The sequence below is a fragment of the Rhizobacter sp. P2_G4 genome, assembly GCF_056403575.1.
Window position 1 is genome coordinate 37,260 of the sequence record NZ_JBFUFG010000013.1, and the last position, 18,515, is coordinate 55,774.

The following is an 18,515-nucleotide window of genomic DNA, read 5'->3' on the forward strand; positions in this document are numbered from 1 at the left end:
TCGACGAGAGTCAGCCGGCATCGCCAGCGGTAGGCACGCCGCGCTGCACCGGGACGGCACTCAGCGCGATCCGCTCGCGGCGATTCGTGACATGGCGAGGCGTCGGCATGCTGCCCGCGTGGCGCGCCTTGTACAGCTGATAGCCCTTCTTCGCGAGACCGGAGGTGATGGCCAGCAGGATGAATTTGCGCAACATGGAAAGCTCCTTGGGGATGGACGATGCCCCCACGATAGCCAGCACGTGGCGACAGAGGAAGAAGCCGAGGGCGCACGCGCGAGTCGGCACAGGCCTACACGCTCCGCGGCGCGTCCGACGCCGCAATGAAAAAGCGCGCCGCCTACTGCGCCATGGCTTGAACTCCTACACACAAGGTCTTTGTGTTTCGCAACCATGAAGGCTTCAAATTTTCGTCACCGGAGTCACCCATGTCACACCTCTCGTCCGCCAGTCACTCGGCCCACGAACTCAGCGCGCGCCGCGCCATGCGAAGCGGCGGCCGCCACGAAGTCCTGCGCAGCGCCCTGCTGTCGACCGTCGACCTGCTGAACCAGCGTCGCGCCCATCAGATCGATGAAAGCTACATCGACAACTATGTGGCGCTGGGTTGGCTCGAATGGCACGGCGGCTCGCTGCGCCTCACCGCCATCGGCAGCAATGTCTGCGCGCAGATGAGCGACAGCCTGGCTCCGATGGAGGCGGCCAACTGAGCACCTCGCCCAGGCCCTGCGCCACCAAGAAAAACGGCCTGCTTTCGCAGGCCGTTTTCATGTCAACACTTAAGCCGAGTCAGATCAGGACTTGCCGTACTTGGCCTTGGCCGCAGCCACACAGCTGCTCTTGGCATCGCCAGCCAGTGCATCGCACTTCTCTGCGGCGACCTTGTAGTCGGCGTCACGCTTCTCGTCGACGGCATCCGACTTCGCATCGCCTACTTGCTTGACCATCTTGGCATCGGCCAGGGCCTTGTCCTTCGCGGCCTTGGCTTCCTTGACGCAGACGTCCTTGTTGTTGCCCCCCTGGTCATCGCACTTTTCCTTGGCGATGTCGTAGGTGGATTCGGCCTTGGCCTTCTGCACCTTGGTCTGGTCCTTGGCCTTGCCGGTGTAGCTGTACTCGAGCTCGGCCTTGGCGACCTTCTCCTTGCCCTTGGCTTCCTGGACGCACACGTCCTTGGCGTTGCCGGACAGCGAGTCGCACGCGGCCTTGTCGGCCTTGTACTCGGCGCTGATGCGCTCCTTGTTGGCCTTGTAATCGGCCTTTGCCATGGTGGCAGCCTGAGCCATGGGGAGTGCCAGCATGGCAGCAACGAAAAGCGAGGTCTTGAGGGTGATGGTCTTGTTCATGTGTTGTCCTTTGAGTCGTGAAGCCAATCAGTGGCTAGATGAAAAAAGGCAAGGCGTGCGCCCCACCCAGCGTGTTCATGTGCAAGCCTCCTTTCGAATTGGGTTGAAAGTCGGGCCGGTGTGTCATCGCTTGCCTGCTTCGTGTGGCGTGATGCGCCTGCACTTGCGGAGAACGTGGCACCAGCGTCAGTGCGTCGGCAGTATCCAAAGCACGAACCAACGCGCCCAGCGGACGGTGCCGCCACCGGCTGTAGTGCAACGCCTACGCGCTTGAGTTTTCAGCAGGGCAAAATGGAAGGCCGCTTGTAGGCTTCTTCTGACAACGCGTCGGGCGTCCCACAGATGGCGGCGGCACTGATTTGCAGCGACACTCCGCTGCACGTTCCAGTGCCGATCTGTAGTCGATCATTCACCGCAATGGCCTCGATCAAGAGGCAACTGGGCGACGCCGAAGCTTCGGGCTCTTGAGCCCAACGAAGGAAACGTTGTTCATGCAGCCGCTCAGGACCTACATCGTCGAAGACAGTCAGGTCATCCGGGAAAATCTCATCGCCACGCTCGAAGAGCTGGTGCCGATCGAGGTAGTGGGCACCGCCGAAGACGAAAGCAGCGCCGTGCAATGGCTGTCGCGGCCGGGTACCGATGTCGATCTCGTGATCGTCGACATCTTCCTCAAAGGCGGGTCAGGCCTGGGCGTGCTGAAGGTCGCGAGCAAGCTGCCGCAAAAGCACAACCTGGTCGTGCTGAGCAACTACGCCACGCCCGACATTCGCACGAAGTGCCTGGAGTTGGGCGCCGACAAGGTGTTCGACAAATCCAACGAGATCGATGCGCTGATCCAGTACTGCGGGCGCCTCGCGACCGGCGAAACCGGCCACGGCATGCTCAGCTGAGCACGCCGATGGCGCCCGGCAACCCTTACTGGATGAGGCCGTTCTTCAGCGCGTAGTAGGTGAGGTCGCTGTTGGATTCGAGCTTCATCTTTTCCATCACCCGCGTCCGGTACGTGCTGACCGTCTTCACGCTGAGCGACATGCTGTCGGCCATGTGGCTGATGGTTTCGCCCTTGGCCAAACGCAGGAAGACCTGGAGTTCGCGCTCGGAGAGCTGCTCGTGAAGCGGTTTGTCGCCGCCACCGCCCAGGCCATCGGCCAGCCGCTCGGCCACGCCGGCGGTGATGTACTTGCGGCCGCGGGCCACCGTGCGGATCGCCTTGACGATCTCTTCGGGGTCGCAGTCCTTGTTGAGGTAGCCACTCGCCCCCTGGCGCAACAGCGTGGTGGCGTAGTGCTCCTCCGGGAAGCCGCTCAGGATGAGCACCGGCAAGTCGGGCGCACGGGCCTTGATGCCGGCCAGCGCGTCAACGCCGCTCTGGTCGGGCATGGAGATGTCGAGAACAATGACGTCGACCTCCCCGCCGCGCACGATGTCAAGGGCATCGCGCCCATTGGAGGCCTCCGCCACAACCGTCAGATCGGGCTGGTCCGCAAAGAACTGCCGCAATCCTGCGCGAATCATGGCGTGATCATCAACGATGGCAATTCGAATCATGGTGTGCCTCAAACAATGCAATTCATCGCATGATCCCATGTTATCGGACCAATCCGGAGCATGAGCATTTTCCACCTAATCAAGCGAAACCCGATTGTCTTTCCACTTGCCTGTGCTGCGGTGGTCGCGATCGTGGTCATCAGCGAAGCGACCTACTGGCGCTCGGTCGCCACCCTCAGCAAACTGGCCGAGATCAGCGCCGCCCGCACAGACATCCAGATTTTGGCGCAAAGCATCGTCGATGCGGAGACCGGCCAGCGGGGGTATCTGCTGACGAACCGCCGGGAGTACCTCCAGCCCTACGACAAGGCGCTCAAGCGCATCACCGAGTCGTTCAGCTCCCTCGACCGGTACTACGGCAAGGACCCTCATTCTGCGGCGGTGCTGGCCAAGTTGCACACCCTGATCGACGCCAAACTGTCCGAGCTGTCCGAGACGATGCGCCTGCACGATGAAGGCAAGGACGACGCTGCAACCCAGCTGATGCTGAGCGACATCGGCAAGGAAAAGATGGAGGCCGTGCGCGATCTCACCGCCGAGCTGGTGGCCCAGGAAACCTCGAACGTCTCGGCGGGCCGGGACGACCTGAACCGCACGTTGCAGCTGAGCCGCGTGGGCGTGGTCCTGCTGAGCGTGCTGGGCTTGTTTGCCCTGTTCCTCTACCTGCGGCAGACCTCGGCGCTTGAGCGGCAGCGTGAAGAGCAGCAGCGGCTGGTGCAAGCCGAACGCGACCGGCTGGAGCTCGAGGTGAGCGAGCGCACCACCCAGCTCACCGAGTTGACCGATCACCTGCAGACCGCGCGCGAAGACGAACGCCACCGTCTGGCGCGCAACCTGCACGACGAGTTGGGCGCGCTGCTCACCTCGGCCAAGCTCGACGCGGCGCGCATTCGTTCGCGCCTGGTCGGAACGGCGCCCGAGGCGCTGGAGCGCCTGACCCACCTGGTCGGCACGCTCAACAGCAGCATCGCGCTCGGCCGGCGCATCATCGAAGACCTGCGTCCGTCGACGTTGAGCAACCTGGGCCTGGTGGCCACGCTCGAGATCCTGGCGCGCGAGTACGCGGCGACCTCGGGCGTGAAGGTGCATTGCGACTTCGAGCCGGTCAAGCTCGAAGCCAATGCCGAGCTGGTGATCTACCGCCTGGTGCAGGAGGCCCTCACCAACATCACCAAGTACGCGAGCGCCAAGCAGGTGTGGATTGGGCTCAAGCCGCACGACGGCAAGGTGAAGATCTCGGTTCGCGACGATGGCGTGGGCTTCGACGCCAGCTTGAAACCGCGCTCGGCCTACGGCCTGGTCGGCATGCGCTACCGCGTTGAAGCCGAAGGTGGCACGATGCACTTGCAGTCCAGGCCCGGCGAGGGCACGCTGATCGAAGTTTCCCTGCCGCAACCGACCCCCGAAGCCGCGTACGAGACGAGTCACAGCAAATAGCGCTCCGCCTGTCGGCGCCGTCCTACGCGGGCTCGCTCGCTCCCCCGACAGGGCCTTGGCTGTGTGACCTATCGCTACTGAAAAGAAGCGCAACGACACTTCATCCCATCGCAGCAGACAGTCTGCGAAACTCAGACAACTTCATCAAGGAGCCAGACATGCTGCATTACGCTGTTGTTTTCTTCATCATCGCCCTGATCGCCGCGCTGTTCGGCTTCGGTGGCATCGCCGCCGGCGCTGTCGGCATCGCCAAGATTCTCTTCATCGTGTTCGCCGTGCTGGCAGTTGCCAGCTTCTTGTTCGGCCTCATCCGCAGAGGCTGAAGCCACTCACCCACCGGAGCAACCACCATGAACCCCAACAAGTTAGTCGAACACAACGCACTCGCAGACCAAGCCGCACTGAAGGCCGACCAAGCCATCCGCGCCACGCAGCGAGTCGCTAACGAAACGCTGGACAGCCTGTCCGACTCGCTCGTGGATACCCACCAGCGTGTTGCTCCTGTCCTGAACCGGGTGAGCGAGCAGGCCAGCGCTTTGGCGCAGCGCAGCATGGAAGCCATGCGCGACCGTTCGCAGCAGATCCGCACCAAGGCCGTCCAGGCCACCGACGTCACCGCCGGCTACATCAAGAACGACCCGATCAAGGCCGTCCTGATCGCTGCCGCCACCGGCGCTGCGGTGATGGCGCTCTACAGCCTGTTCAGCCGCTCGCGCGACCGCGTCTGACTCCGTAACCTCTCGGCGAGATCATGATGCACCCGCTGCTTCACCTGATTGCAACGCAGCCGCATCTGCTCGCCGAACATGCGGTGGCTTATGCCGACCTGCTCGGCGAAGAACTCGGCTCGGCTTCGGCGCAATGGAAGCGCCGCGCCGCGCTGGGTGCCTTGGCGCTTTGCCTCCTCGGCGTGGGTGTCGTGCTCGGCGGTGTGGCGATCATGTTGTGGGCCGTCGTCCCGACGGAAAACATGCGCGCACCCTGGGCGCTGATCCTCGTACCGCTGGTGCCGCTCGCCGGTTCCATCGCGTGCATGGTGGCCGCCCGGGCCGATGCGAAGGCCAACCCGTTTGAAACCGTGCGCATGCAGGTGAAGGCCGATGTGGCCATGCTGCGTGAAGTGAGTTCACCATGAGCACCGACAACGACTCGCAGCCTACGGCGCTGGAGCGCCTGGCCATCTCGCGACAACGGCTGCGCGAGTCGATGCGCCCTGATCCCCAGAGCCCGGACCAGCAAGGTTCCGATGAACCGCCTGCTTGGCTGAACGCCCTCAAGGGCATTCCCGGCATCGCGGTGGTTGTCGAGGCGGTGCAGAGCTGGTGGAACCAGCACCCGATGCGCGTGGCCAGCCTGGTGGCGGCCGACGCGTCCAAGACTTTTCTACGCCCGATCATTCAGCGCAACCCGATCGCCTTGGTCGTGGGAGCGGTGGTGGTTGGCGGGCTGCTCGCCTGGATGCGCCCATGGCGCGGTTTGCTCAAGCCGGCCATCTTTGCCGGGCTGGTGCCGCATCTCGTCTCACGGCTGGTTGCCAACGTGCCGACGGAATCATGGATGTCGGCCTTCGCCACGTTCACCCGCCCGAACCCGCGCCACGCCTCTGAGCAAGCCGCCGCCCCAGAAGCAGCCGCTACGGCATCGCCGCAGCCAACCGCGGCTCAGCGGTCCGCCGAAGCCCAGCCGTCGCCGGAAAGACAGCCAGCCGCCGCATCAACGGTGCAACCGGCTGCGGCTCAGCGGCCCGATCAGCGCCCGGACACGTCCACCGTCACCAGTCCCGCGCATTGAACTGGTTGGCGCCAAACCGGCGCCAACGCCCTGGGCATCGACCGCCTCCGGTCAGAGCCAGTACTCCCAGATCCCCGACAGCACTTCCTTCAGCCGCATACTGAGCGCACGGCGTTCCCACTTTTCCAGCGTGACCACGTCGGATTCGGCCAGGTCTTTATCGAACATGGCCTGCACCTGCTTGCCGAACTCGGGGCCCAGCACCACGGCATTCAGCTCGTCGTTGTGGAGGAAGCTGCGCCAATCGAGGTTGGTGGACCCGACCGTCGCCCACACGCCGTCGATCAGTGCCGTCTTGGAATGCAGGATGGCGCTGCGCCGTTCGTAGATCTTCACGCCCGCCTTCAGCAGCCGCTCGTACTGGCGCCGCCCGGCGTGGAAGACCACCCACGAATCCGTCTCGCTGGGCAGGATCAGTTTCACGTCGACACCGCGTGCCGCCGCCGCCTCGAGGGCGGTCAGCAGTTGCGGGTCGGGAGCGAAATAGGCGTTCGTCAAATGCACCGTCGTCTCGGCATTGCCGATGGCCGAGAGCAGCGTCGCGTAGATCAGGCTGTAAGGCTCGTCGGGCGTGCTGCCGATGGCGCGCACCACCTGCTTGCCAACGCGCTCGGGCGGCGGGAAGTAGTTTTTTGCAGCGAGCGGCGGCCCCTTCTGCTTCTCCCAGGTGGAGATGAAGAGTTTCTGGAATTCGGCGACAACCGGGCCGCGCAGCTGCAGGTCGGTGTCGCGCCACGCCAGGCCGCCATCCTCGCGCTCCTTGGAGCCGCGGCTGAGCGAGCCGCTGGAATACACGCTGCTGATGTTGATGCCACCGAGAAAGGCAACGCGCCCGTCGACGACGAGCAGCTTGCGGTGATCGCGCTGGTTCAGCTCCCAGCCCTTCTTCGCGTGAATCGGGTTGACCGGGTTGAACTCGACGATCTTGATGCCGGCATCGCTGAGCCGCTTGAAGAAGGCCGATGGCGTGCGCAGCGTGCCGACGCTGTCGCGTATCAGGTTGACCTGCACGCCCTTGGCCTGCTTGTCGATCAGAATCTGCGCAAAGCGCTGGCCCACCTCGTCATCCTCGAGGATGTAGGTCTCCATGTTGATGTGGTCACGCGCCGCTTCGATCGCCGCGTACATCGCCCGGTAGGTGGCCGGCCCGTCCTGCAGCAGCGTGACTTCGTTGCCGACGGTCAAGGGGCTGCCGACGATGGCTTCTTCGAGCGCCAGATGGCGGTCGAAAATGCCGGTGTCCTGCTTGCTGCTCTTCAGCCGCTCGAGGATGGCCTTGCTCTGGTCCGCAGACAGCGGCCCGCGGGACCCCACCACTTGAACCGGCGCGCCCTTCGCCGGCACGACCAGGTCGGGCTGGATGACGGGCAGGCTGCTGCAGCCGAGCGTTGCGGCAACGAGAAGGGCCGAGGCGAGACTGATGGCAGAACGTGGATGGGCCGGTGACATACGTCAGGGCTGCGCGCTGACGCGCCACACCACATTGCCAACGTCGTCGGCCACCAGCAAAGCGCCCTGCTTGTCGAGCGCCACGCCAACGGGCCGCCCGCGGGCCTTGCCATCTTCAGAGAGAAATCCCGTCAATACATCCACGGGCGCACCCGCGGGCTTGCCGTTGTCGAAGGGCACGTAGATCACCTTGTAGCCGCTGTGGGGCTTGCGGTTCCACGAGCCGTGCTGGCCGATGAACATGCCATGCGTGAACGGCGCGGGCAGGCTGGCTCCGGCCGATGTGGTGAGGCCGAGCGATGCGGTGTGCGGACCCAGCGCGTAATCGGGCGGGATGGCTCTGGCCACCAGCTCCGGGTTCTGCGGCTTCACGCGCTCGTCGACGTGCTGGCCGTAATAGCTGTAGGGCCAGCCGTAGAAGGCGCCGTCTTTCACCGAGGTCATGTAGTCGGGCACGAGGTCGCTGCCGATCTCGTCGCGCTCGTTCACCACCGTCCAAAGCGCGCCGGTGACCGGCTCCCAGGCCATGCCGTTCGGGTTTCGCAGGCCCGACGCGAAGATGCGGTGGGCGCCGGTTCGCGTGTCCACTTCCCAGATGGCAGCACGCCCCTCTTCTGCCGGCATGCCGCGTTCGCCGACGTTGCTGTTGGAGCCGGTGGTCACGTAGAGCTTGCTGCCATCGGTGTTGGCAATCAGGTTCTTGGTCCAGTGGTGGTTGATCGGCCCCCCGGGCAGTTCGACGAGCACCGAGCCGGCCGCCGTGATGCGCGTATCGCCGACGTTGAAGGGAAACTTCATCACCGCATCGGTGTCGGCCACGTAAAGCGTGTTGCCGACCAGCGCCATGCCGAAAGGCGAGTTCAGGCCGGACAGCAACACGCTGCGCTCATCGGCCACGCCATCGTTGTTCGTGTCGCGCAACAGCGTGATGCGGTTGGCCGACGGGACCGCGGCGCCGGCGCGCTTCATGACCTTGCCCATCACCCAGCCCTTGATGCCCTTGCCATCTTCTGGCTTGGGCGGCGCATTGGTCTCGGCCACCAGCACGTCGCCATTGGGCAAGGTGTAGAGCCAGCGCGGGTGGTCGAGATCACGTGCGAACGCCGCCACGCGCGTGCCCGGCGCAGGCTGCGGCGAGGTGCCGGCAGGCCAGGCATCGGCCGGCGCGATGTTGAGCGTCGGGATGAGGGACTTGTGAGGTTCAGGCAGCGTGGGCCGCGGCCCGATTCCCGCGTTGAGCGGCACGGTGGCCGTGTCGCCGCAGCCACCGAGTGCAATTGCTGTCGCGCTCAACAGCACGGCCCATGCTGCCATGCGCATCGTCAGATCCGTCCCATCAACACGAGGATTAGCACGACCACGACGACGAGACCCAGGCCACCGCTGGGCCCATAACCCCAGCTGCGGCTGTGCGGCCAACTCGGAATGGCGCCGATCAGCAGAAGGATGAGAACGATCAACAGAATTGTTCCGAGGCCCATGGGATGTCTCCTTGATGGTTATAGGTAAGAGGTAAGCTGAGCTGACTCAGTCGAGCCGCATGGTCCCCGCGGTCGCCCTCGCATGCCATCAGCGCTCAACGGTTTGCGCTGTGGGCCGGCGCCTACACGACCCGTTGCTTCCACGTTGTCTCAAGCGTGGTCTTAAGCGCCGTGGCCTCAACCATGCCCTTAAAGCAGTGCGGTATGTCTTTTGCCGTAGGGCATGTCCCACAGGGAATGCAGCGGGTGTCCGATGTACTGCGGCACGCCAACCGGCGAGCATCGGTTTTCCCTGCAGCGCGGCACAGACATCACGCTCTCCACCGCAGACCCACGGCCTCACCGGTGAGCGCGCGCGGCGCCGCAGGCATCGTCAACGCCTTCAGCCGGAGCTCCACCATGAACCGCAAAACCGCCGCAAACCCGTTCTGGAGCACCGCATCGTTTGGCGACACCGCGGACACCTCGCCGATGGAGCTTTCGGCTCTCGGTGAACATCTCGATCTCTGCAAGGAGTCTCAAGGCCGCTGGTTCGCAGTTCAATGCGCAGCAGAAAGAGTCAACGGCTTTCTCGCGGCACGCGTCGTGACGACGCTGGTGGTGGCGGCTCTCGTGATCGGTGTGACCTCTTTGGTGTTGTAGGTGATGGCACAAGCCGCGCTGGCACGTCTGGTGCCCGAGGCGAGCGGTGCATTGCTGCGCATACTCGACGGCACACGCGGGCCCGCGCAAGCGCCGGTTCGCTCGGAGATCTTCGGCCCGGAACGCTTTGCACAGCACGGCCGCAGCCTCGGTGAGACCCACCGTGCCGAACGCGGCGGCTGGCGTTCGGCCACCTTCTTCCCGCGCTTGCGAAACAACATCCGCGCGCTTCGCGAAGCCCATCTGTACATCGGCCAGCAGGCGAGCAGCGGCTACGACATCAGCCCTGCGGCCGAATGGCTGCTCGACAACTTCCACCTGATCGAGGCGCAGCTCAAGGAGATCCACGAAGGCCTGCCGCGCAGCTACTTCCGCACGCTGCCGTTGCTGCGTGACGAACCGCTGGCCGGCCTGCCGCGCGTCTACGGCGTCGCCTGGGCGTTCGTCGCCCACACCGACGGCGCGTTCGACGAAGAACTGGCGCAGCGTTTCCTCGGCGCGTACCAGGAGACACGCGAACTCAACCTCGCCGAGATGTGGGCGCTGCCCACCACCTTGCGCGTGGTGCTCATCGAGAGCCTGCGCCGGCTCGCTGAGCGCGTGGCAGCGAACAAGGCGGCACGCGAGCTGGCCAACCTGTGCAGCGACCGCATCGACAGCTTCAGCACCGAGTCGCTCGACGAATTGCTGGCCCTGCTCGAGCAGCGCGGGGTCGGCCCGGCCTTCCTCGGCCAAATGGCGCTGCGGCTGCAAGACAGCCGCACCACGCCCGAATCCGATGACCGGGCGCGCTACCTCAGCTGGCTGCAGGCCAAGCTGCCCGACGTGGCGACACTGCGCGCGCAGCAGGCCGCCGACCAGGCCGCAGACAACCTGAGCGTCAGCAACGCGGTCACTTCGTTGCGCACCATTGGCGACGCCGACTGGCCCGACATCGTGGCCCACACCAGCCCGCTGATGCGCCTGATGCTGACCTCGGCGGTGTTCGCTTCGGAGGACGCCTCCACGCGCGACCAGACGCTGCATGGCATCGAGCTGCTCGCGCGCCGCTGCAGCCGCAGCGAGGTGGCGGTCGCGCAGTCGCTGCTCGACCTGATGCACGGTGCCGAAGCCGATGAGCCAGCCGCCGCGGTCGCCAGCCATTGGCTGGAAGGCCCGGGCCGCCCCGCCTTGTTGAATGCACTTGACCTGCACGAGGCGGCCACCAGCAAGTGCCTCGGCACGGCACGCCGCTTCGCGCTGCCGCTCTACCTCGGCTCACTGCTGATCGCACTCGGCGTCGTGGCGTGGCTGATGTTGAGCCACGCGCCAACGCTCAGCTCCCAACTGCCGCTTTGGCTGAGCCTGCTGGGAGCCGCCTTGATGGTGTTCCCTGCGTCGGAGGCGGTGGTCGCGGTGATCAACCGGCTGATCAGCGAATCGGTGCGGCCCGGCCACCTGCCACGCCTGTCGCTGAGCGAGGGCATTCCGGTCGAGCACCGCGTGATGGTGGTGATCCCGACCATGCTGACGAGCGACGCGGCCATCCGCGAAATGTCGCACCGCCTGCTGCTGCATTACCTCGCCAACCCGGAGCGCCATGCCCAGTTCGCCTTGCTGAGCGACTGGGCCGATGCCGACGCACCGCGTGTCTCGCTCGATGACGCCTTGCTCGCAACGGCCGTCGCACAGATCCGCGCACTCAACACCCGCTACCCGGCCGGCCCGGGCGAAACGCCACGCTTCATCCTGCTGCACCGCGAGCGCCGCTTCAGCGACACCGAGCAACGCTGGATCGGCTGGGAGCGCAAGCGCGGCAAGATCGAGCAACTGGTGGCCGTGCTGGCCACCGGCAAGACGGGTTTGTTTCTCGACCTCGGCCTCGAGTCGCAGATCGCCGAGCACACGCCCTACATCGTCACGCTCGACAGCGACACGCAGCTGCCGCCCGGCCGATTGCGCGAGCTGGTGGGCGTGGCCGCCCACCCGCACAACCGGCCGCTGGTCGACGCCGAGGCGCGCCGCGTCGTCAGCGGCTACGGCATCCTGCAGCCGCGCATCGCAACGCCCTTGCCGGCTCCGCGCGACTTCACGCTCTTTCACTGGCTGTTCGCCGGCCAGCCCGGCATCGACCCCTACAGCACGCCGAGCTCCGAGGTCTACCAAGACGTCTTCGGCGAAGGCACCTACACCGGCAAGGGCCTGCTCGACGTGCAGGCCATGCATGCGGTACTCGATGCACGCCTGCCCGAAGGCCTGGTGCTGAGCCACGACCTGCTCGAAGGCTCGATGGCGCGCTGCGCCGCCGTCACCGACATCACGCTGATCGAAGACGCACCTTTCCATGCCGACGTGGCCGCCTCGCGCGTTCACCGCTGGATGCGCGGCGACTGGCAGTTGCTGCCGGTCTTCCTGCAGCCGCGGCAGTACCCGCTGAGCGCGATCAACCGCTGGAAGATTTTCGACAACCTGCGCCGCTCGCTGGTGGCGCCCGCGTCGCTGGCCTTGCTGGTGTTGACGCTGTGCAGCAGCGTGATGTCGCCCTGGGGCGCGCTGGTACTCGTGCTGGCGGCGTTCACGGCCGGGCCGCTGATGGGCGCCGTCGCCGGTTTCTCTCCAAGCCGAGACGACGTGGCCAAGCGCCACTTCTACTGGCAGGCGGTGGGCGATTTTTCGAGAACGGTGTTGTCCGGGTTGTGGCACCTGGCGCAGCTGCTGCAGCACACGTTGATGGCGGCCGACGCCATCGGCCGCTCGCTCTACCGCATGGCCGTGAGCCGGCGCAACCTGCTGCAGTGGACGACCGCCGCAAGTGCGCAGGCCATGGCCAAGGTAGATCTTGCTGCGCTGGTCCGCGCGCACTGGGCGACTCCGATCACAGCGCTGGTGCTGCTCGCCGCCATGCTGGGTGCGGGCACGCCCTACCCCGCACTGACGATCACGCTGTGCCTGCTGTGGGCGGCTTCGCCGGTGTGGATCAGCTGGGTCAGCCGGCCCCATCCGCCGCGTGAAGACGCCGGCCTGTCGACTGACGAGCAGGCCCGCCTCGAAGGCATTGCGCGCGACACCTGGCGTCTGTTCGAGCGCTGCGTGAATGCCGACGAACGCCACCTGCCGCCCGACAACCTGCAGACGCTGCCGAGCGACATGGTGGCGCACCGCACCTCGCCGACCAACATCGGCCTCTACCTGCTGAGCACAGCCTGTGCACGCGCCTTCGGCTGGATCGGCACGCAAGACCTGCTGACGCGACTGGAAGCCACGCACGGCACGCTGCGCACGCTGCAGCGCCACCGAGGCCACTTCCTCAACTGGTACGACACGCAGACCGGCGCAGCGCTGTTGCCGATGTACGTGTCGACGGTGGACAGCGGCAACCTGAGCGGCCACCTGTTGGCCGTGGCCCAGGCCTGCCTGGAGCTGGCAGACGCGCCGCACGACACGGCTTCGGCCGAACGCGCGTTGAGCGCCTCGCGGCAGCGGCTCGCACCGCTGCTGGCCAAGGTGCCCGAGCTGTTCTCGTCTCCGCCTGCCGGCGCGGCGCTGTCGCGCCTGCTGGCCCTGCCCGACCCGCTGGCCGAAGCGCAACGCGAGGGTGGCGATTTCGAGCTGCTGCTGCGCCAGGCGTCGGACGAACTCGTGTCGCTGCTGCCTGAAACCGCGGCCACGCCGTCCGCGCTGCCCTCGCCCAACTGGCGCGACGAACTCGCGTGGCGGCTGGCCGATCACCTGGCAACGCTGCGCTCGGCGTTGTGGGACTTGCAAGCCGCGGCGACGCCGGAGCACACCGTGCATCGCCTGCAGGCCATCGCATCAGCTTTCGAAGAGCTGGCCTGGAGCGCGGACTACAGCTTCCTGTACCACCGCAAGCGCCATCTCTTCCACATCGGCTACCGCGTCGCCGAGCAGGAGCTCGACGCCGGCTTCTACGACCTCCTGGCTTCCGAGTCGCGCCTGACCAGCCTGCTGGCCATTGCCAAGGGCGACGTGCCGGTGCGGCACTGGGCCTCGCTCGGCCGGCCGTTCTATGCCGTTGGTACCGAAGCCGGCCTGCGCTCGTGGTCGGGCTCGATGTTCGAGTACCTGATGCCCACGCTGGTACTGCACGAGCCGCACGGCAGTGTGCTGCGCAACGCCGGCCACGCATCCATCCGCGAGCAGATCTCGTTTGCCAGGGCCCACGCCGTGCCCTGGGGCATCTCGGAGTCGGCCTACGCCGGACGCGACCACACGCTCGCCTACCAGTATTCGCCGCAGGGCGTGCCCCGGCTCGCCTTGCGCCGCACGCCGCCCGACGAGCTAGTGATCGCGCCCTACGCCACCGCGTTGGCGGCACAGATCGCACCGCACAGCGCTGCGGCCAACTTCGCCGTCATGCAATCGATGGCGGCGCGTGCACGCTACGGCTTCATCGAAGCGCTCGACTTCACGCCGGCCCGCTTGGCGAGCGGCGAAGCGTACGCGCCGGTCAGCACCTTCATGGCCCACCACCAGGGCATGAGCATCGTCTCGCTGGCCAACGTGCTGTTGAAGGGCCAGGCGCAGTGCTGGGGCATGGCCAATCCGCACGTCGAGGCCGTGGCTTCGCTGCTGCACGAGCGGGCGCCGCGCGAGGTGTCGATGCTCTATGCGCCGCCTGCCGGCCCGCCACCGCAAGCCATGCAGCGCCGCGGGCCGGCGCTGCTGCGCGACATCGATCCGGGCGTGTCGGCCACCGAGCCGACGCATGTGCTGTCGAACGGCCGCTACAGCGTCACGCTGCGATCCAACGGTGCCGGCTGGAGCCGCCGCGGCGCCACCGGCATCACGCGCTCGCGCGACGATGCGTTGCGCGATGCTCAAGGCAGCTTCTTCTACGTGCGCTGGGACCGCGGCGGCGAGCGAGGCAGCGCCGTGCAGCAGCCGGTGTCGATCACCCAGCACCCGGCGCCCGATGCGGCCGCCACGTACAGGAGCATCTTCCACGCCGACCGGGTGTGCTTCGACGCGGCCTGGCCAGGTCTGCAGGCGCACACCACGGTGTGGGTCAGCCCGGAAGACGACATCGAATTCCGCCAGATCGAGCTGCGCAACCTCAGCGACGAATCGATCGAGATCGAGCTGATCTCGGCCTTCGAGGTAACGCTCGCAGACCCACGCGCCGACGAGGCCCACCCGGCCTTCTCGAACCTCTTCATCCGCGCGGAATGGCTGGCCGCGCAGCAAGCGTTGCTGTTCGAGCGCAAGCCGCGCCTGGCCACCGAGCAAGGTCTGCAGGCGGCGCATTTTCTTGCGGAGACCGACCCGCAGGTCACCGGCATTCGCGTGCAGACGGACCGCCTGCGCTGGTGGGGCCGCAACCAGGGCGCGACACGGCCGATGGCTTCGTTCGACGAACCACCCGCCCCGTCGGCCGACGGCAGCGCGACGCTCGACACCGGGCTCGACCCCATCTGCGCGATGTCGGTGACGCTGCGCATCGCCGGCAACGCCAAGGCGCAGCTGACCTTTGCGACCACCGCCTCCGACTCCGGCGCCACGCTGCGCGCGGTGATCGACAAGTACCGCCAGGCGAGCCACATCCACCGCGCCTCGTTGATGTCGGCCACCTTGACGGGCATTCGCCTGCGCACGCTGGCACTCAGCGCAGAGAACTTCGCGGCGACGCAGACGCTGACCACCGCGCTGGTGCAGTGCCTCACGCGGCCGCAAACCGGCTCGCCGCGGCCCGAGGGCGCAGCGCCCGAGGTGTGTGATCGGCGTCTGCTGTGGCGCTTCGGCATCTCGGGCGACAAGCCGATCGTGCTGGTCTCGGCCGGCGTGGCGCAATCGCTCGGCTTGCTGCGCTCGCTGTCGCAGGCGCTGCGGGTGTGGTCGTGGGGCAGCATCGGCTGCGACCTGGTCGTCATCAATTCGGAGCCGGCCTCGTACCTGATGGCGCTGCAGCGCGAGATCGCCGCGCTGCGCGAGCGCTACCTGGCCGAGAGCGGCGGGCAATCGGGCCCGTCCAGTGCAGGCTTCCACCTGCTGCGCGCCGATGAGGTATCGGCCGAAGAGCTGAGCACCCTGCGTTGCCTCGCCCGCATTCGCCTTCGCGCCGACGGCCGGCCGCTGGTGCACCACGTGCAGGAATGGAGCACGCTGCACGAGCAGGCCTTCGAGGAACGGCACGCCACCTCGACCACCACCGTGCCGATGGCGCCCGCGCTCTCGGCGCCCGTTCCAGCGGCCACGGGCGAGTTCTCGCCGGCGTCGGGCGAGTTCCGTTTCGACACCGGCGGCCATGTGCGGCCACCACGGCCGTGGATCAACGTGCTGTCGAACCCGCGTTTCGGTGGGCAGATTTCGGAAGCGGGCGGGGGCTACACCTGGGCCGTGAACAGCCGCCTGAACCAGCTCACCGCGTGGTCGAACGACCCGGTGGCCGACCCGCCGTCCGAGTGGTTCCTGCTGCAGGACCGCAAGACGCTGGAGGTGTGGAGCGTGACGCCTTCGGCCTGGGGCGATACGCGCGCAAGCTACCGCATCTCGCACGGCCAGGGCTACAGCGTCATACGCCATCGCCACGGCGACGTGGAAGTCACCGCGTCGTGGTGCGTCGACACGCAGACTTCGGTCAAGCAGGTGCGTCTGCATCTCGTCAACCGGGGGCACCGCACGCTGCAGCTGCGCGCCGTCGGCATCGCCGAATGGATGATGGGCGCCAACCGCGCCGACCGCAGCACCGTGCACACCGCGCTCTACCGCCAGCGCCTGCCCGACCGGAAGCTCACTGCGCTGCTCAGCACGCAGTGCGACCGCGCGGCGGGCTATGGCGACGGCACGGCGTTTCTCGGCCTGGCCGGCGCCGCCGACGAAGCCGAAGACTGGACCTGCGACCGCCGCGAGTGCTTCGACGCACGCGGCCGGCTGGTGCTGCCCGATCACTTCGGCAAACAGCAGGGCGCGGGGCTGGACCCCTGCGCTGCGCTGTCGACCCGCATCACGCTGGAGGCCGGCGAGTCGGTGGAGCGCGTGTTCCTGCTGGGTTATGCCGACACGCCCGACGCCGCACGGCAACTCGCGGCGCTGGCGGCCACCACGCCCGCGGTGAAACGCATCGAGCAAGCGCGCGAGCGCTGGGACGAGCTGCTCGATGCCACCACGGTGGAGACACCCGACCCCTTGTTCGACGCGATGGTGAACCGCTGGCTGCTGTACCAGACGGTCACCTGCCGCATGTGGGCCAAGGCCGGCTTCTACCAGGCCGGCGGTGCCACGGGTTTCCGCGATCAGCTGCAAGACGCGATGGCGCTCGCCTGGGCCGCGCCTCAGATGCTGCGCGAGCAGATCGTGCTCGGCGCGTCGCGGCAGTTCGCTGAAGGCGACGTGCAGCACTGGTGGCATGCGCCCACCGGCGCTGGTGTGCGCACGCATTTCTCCGACGACCTTCTGTGGCTGGCGCACGCCTGCGTGCACTACCTGCGCGCGACAGACGACACCACACTGCTCGACGAGCGTGTGCCCTTCCTCGAAGGCGCCGGCATTCCCGAAGGGGCCGAAGACGCGTACTACACGCCCAGCGTCAGCGTGCGCGACGCGACCGTCTACGAGCACGCCGCGCGTGCCATCGACCGCAGCCTGCGCGTGGGCGCCCACGGCCTGCCGCTGATGGGCACCGGCGACTGGAACGACGGCATGAACCGCGTCGGCCACGAAGGCCGTGGCGAATCGGTGTGGCTGGGCTGGTTCTTGTGCCAGCTGGCAGCCGACTTCGCACCGATCGCACGGGCCCGTGGCGACGAGCCGCGTGCCTCGCGCTGGGAAGATGCCGCCGCCGGTTGGCGCGCAGCACTCAACGGCAGCGCATGGGACGGCCAATGGTTCAAGCGCGCCTTCTTCGATGGTGGGGAACCGCTTGGCTCGCACGTCAACCCCGAGGGTCGCATCGACCTGATCGCGCAAGCGTGGAGCGTGCTGTCGAAGAGCACACCGATCGCGATGCAGCGCATGGCGATGAGCGCCGTCGAAGAGCACCTGGTGGACCACGACGCTGGCCTGATCAAGCTGCTCGACCCGCCGCTCGCGCATGCCGAGCCGAGCGCGGGCTACATCCAGGCTTACCCGCCAGGCGTGCGTGAGAACGGTGGCCAGTACTCGCACGCCGGCGTGTGGGCGCTGATGGCGCAGGCCGAGCTGGCTTCTTCGCCCAACGCCCAGATCAGCCCGCGCGAGGCGGGCGATTTGGCGTACCGCTACTTCACCTACCTGAGCCCGGCGCACCGCAGCAAGCACCCGACGCGCGGCCCGGCTTACGCCATCGAACCGTATGTGATGGCGGGTGACGTGTACACGCAGGCGCCCTACGTCGGCCGCGGCGGCTGGAGCTGGTACACCGGGGCGGCGGCGTGGCTGCACCGGGCAGCGATCGGCTCCATCCTCGGGCTGCGCCAGGGCGCGCACGAACTGAGCTTCTCGCCTTGCCTGCCGTCACACTGGCCGCAGGCCGAGCTCACGCTGCGGCGCGATGGGCGCACGATGCGCTTCATCCTGATCCGTGCCACTGCGCGGGCAGCACTCGAAGCCACTGCCTCTCTGCAAGCACGGCTGCTGCAACCCGGCGAAGCGCTCGCATGGCGCGAACTTGCGGGCGACACCTGCTTCGTCGTGCCGCTGATCGGCGAACCCGCCGCAGCCCCGACCCCGCAGGCGGCGTTGCACACCTGAAGCTCACAGCAGGCTGCGGTGCCGTCCTACACGTTCAGGGGCCAGGCGCCGATGGCCCGCGAGGTGAGGGATTCATAAAGTCTCGGTATCGAATACCAGACGCCTTTCAAGCGGTCCTGAGCCACTCACAGCCAAGGAAATCCAATCATGGGCAAC

Annotated in this window: 15 protein-coding genes; 9 read left to right on the forward strand and 6 right to left on the reverse strand. The window is 66.8% G+C overall.

Annotated elements, in window-relative coordinates:
* Nucleotides 1-10: 10 nt before the first annotated feature.
* The gene (locus AC1DYS_RS28535; RefSeq protein WP_477904924.1) at nucleotides 11-196 is read right to left on the reverse strand and encodes a hypothetical protein; all 186 of its coding nucleotides are present in this window, start codon (nucleotides 194-196) and stop codon (nucleotides 11-13) included.
* Nucleotides 197-426: 230 nt separating this feature from the next.
* On the opposite strand from AC1DYS_RS28535, the gene AC1DYS_RS28540 reads away from it, so the two are divergent.
* Entirely contained in the window at nucleotides 427-708 is a 282-nt protein-coding gene (locus AC1DYS_RS28540) for a hypothetical protein (RefSeq protein ID WP_477904925.1), read from the forward strand.
* A gap of 84 nt (nucleotides 709-792) precedes the next feature.
* On the opposite strand, the gene AC1DYS_RS28545 is transcribed toward AC1DYS_RS28540, so the two are convergent.
* Nucleotides 793-1,344, reverse strand: coding sequence for a hypothetical protein (locus AC1DYS_RS28545; protein WP_477904926.1), 552 nt, complete (start codon nucleotides 1,342-1,344; stop codon nucleotides 793-795).
* Nucleotides 1,345-1,835: 491 nt separating this feature from the next.
* Here AC1DYS_RS28545 and AC1DYS_RS28550 point away from each other — a divergent pair, with 491 nt between their 5' ends.
* On the forward strand, nucleotides 1,836-2,237 hold the full coding sequence (locus tag AC1DYS_RS28550) for a response regulator transcription factor (RefSeq protein ID WP_477904927.1): 402 nt from the start codon (nucleotides 1,836-1,838) through the stop codon (nucleotides 2,235-2,237).
* 25 nt (nucleotides 2,238-2,262) lie between these two features.
* On the opposite strand, the gene AC1DYS_RS28555 is transcribed toward AC1DYS_RS28550, so the two are convergent.
* Nucleotides 2,263-2,895, reverse strand: coding sequence for a response regulator (locus AC1DYS_RS28555; RefSeq protein WP_047483862.1), 633 nt, complete (start codon nucleotides 2,893-2,895; stop codon nucleotides 2,263-2,265).
* Between the two features lie 60 nt (nucleotides 2,896-2,955).
* Between AC1DYS_RS28555 and AC1DYS_RS28560 the strand changes: the two genes are divergently transcribed.
* The 5 genes from AC1DYS_RS28560 (at nucleotide 2,956) to AC1DYS_RS28580 (ending at nucleotide 6,123) form a co-directional block, all read left to right on the forward strand.
* On the forward strand, nucleotides 2,956-4,332 hold the full coding sequence (locus AC1DYS_RS28560) for a CHASE3 domain-containing protein (protein ID WP_477904928.1): 1,377 nt from the start codon (nucleotides 2,956-2,958) through the stop codon (nucleotides 4,330-4,332).
* Between the two features lie 158 nt (nucleotides 4,333-4,490).
* Entirely contained in the window at nucleotides 4,491-4,655 is a 165-nt protein-coding gene (locus AC1DYS_RS28565; RefSeq protein ID WP_047483857.1) for a DUF1328 domain-containing protein, read from the forward strand.
* A 27-nt stretch (nucleotides 4,656-4,682) separates the two neighbouring features.
* The gene (locus AC1DYS_RS28570) at nucleotides 4,683-5,060 is read left to right on the forward strand and encodes a hypothetical protein (protein WP_477904929.1); all 378 of its coding nucleotides are present in this window, start codon (nucleotides 4,683-4,685) and stop codon (nucleotides 5,058-5,060) included.
* Nucleotides 5,061-5,083: 23 nt separating this feature from the next.
* Nucleotides 5,084-5,467, forward strand: a complete 384-nt coding sequence (locus AC1DYS_RS28575) for a hypothetical protein (protein ID WP_477904930.1) — start codon at nucleotides 5,084-5,086, stop codon at nucleotides 5,465-5,467.
* Nucleotides 5,464-6,123 carry a hypothetical protein gene (locus AC1DYS_RS28580; protein ID WP_477904931.1) on the forward strand — a complete coding sequence of 220 codons (660 nt, stop codon included), beginning with the start codon at nucleotides 5,464-5,466 and terminating at the stop codon, nucleotides 6,121-6,123. The genes AC1DYS_RS28575 and AC1DYS_RS28580 overlap by 4 nt, the downstream gene beginning before the upstream one ends.
* A 51-nt stretch (nucleotides 6,124-6,174) precedes the next feature.
* Here AC1DYS_RS28580 and AC1DYS_RS28585 read toward each other — a convergent pair whose 3' ends face one another.
* Genes AC1DYS_RS28585 through AC1DYS_RS28595 form a run of 3 tightly spaced genes read right to left on the reverse strand, consistent with a single transcriptional unit; the run spans nucleotide 6,175 to nucleotide 9,053 of the window.
* Nucleotides 6,175-7,572 carry a phospholipase D-like domain-containing protein gene (locus tag AC1DYS_RS28585; protein ID WP_477904932.1) on the reverse strand — a complete coding sequence of 466 codons (1,398 nt, stop codon included), beginning with the start codon at nucleotides 7,570-7,572 and terminating at the stop codon, nucleotides 6,175-6,177.
* A gap of 3 nt (nucleotides 7,573-7,575) precedes the next feature.
* Nucleotides 7,576-8,886, reverse strand: coding sequence for a PQQ-dependent sugar dehydrogenase (locus tag AC1DYS_RS28590; protein ID WP_477904933.1), 1,311 nt, complete (start codon nucleotides 8,884-8,886; stop codon nucleotides 7,576-7,578).
* A gap of 8 nt (nucleotides 8,887-8,894) precedes the next feature.
* Nucleotides 8,895-9,053: a DUF3309 family protein gene (locus AC1DYS_RS28595; protein WP_047483845.1), complete on the reverse strand. Its 159-nt coding sequence runs from the start codon at nucleotides 9,051-9,053 to the stop codon at nucleotides 8,895-8,897.
* A 399-nt stretch (nucleotides 9,054-9,452) separates the two neighbouring features.
* Between AC1DYS_RS28595 and AC1DYS_RS28600 the strand changes: the two genes are divergently transcribed.
* Nucleotides 9,453-9,695, forward strand: a complete 243-nt coding sequence (locus AC1DYS_RS28600; protein ID WP_477904934.1) for a hypothetical protein — start codon at nucleotides 9,453-9,455, stop codon at nucleotides 9,693-9,695.
* A 3-nt stretch (nucleotides 9,696-9,698) separates the two neighbouring features.
* The gene (locus tag AC1DYS_RS28605) at nucleotides 9,699-18,359 is read left to right on the forward strand and encodes a glycoside hydrolase family 94 protein (protein WP_477904935.1); all 8,661 of its coding nucleotides are present in this window, start codon (nucleotides 9,699-9,701) and stop codon (nucleotides 18,357-18,359) included.
* Nucleotides 18,360-18,515 lie beyond the last annotated feature (156 nt).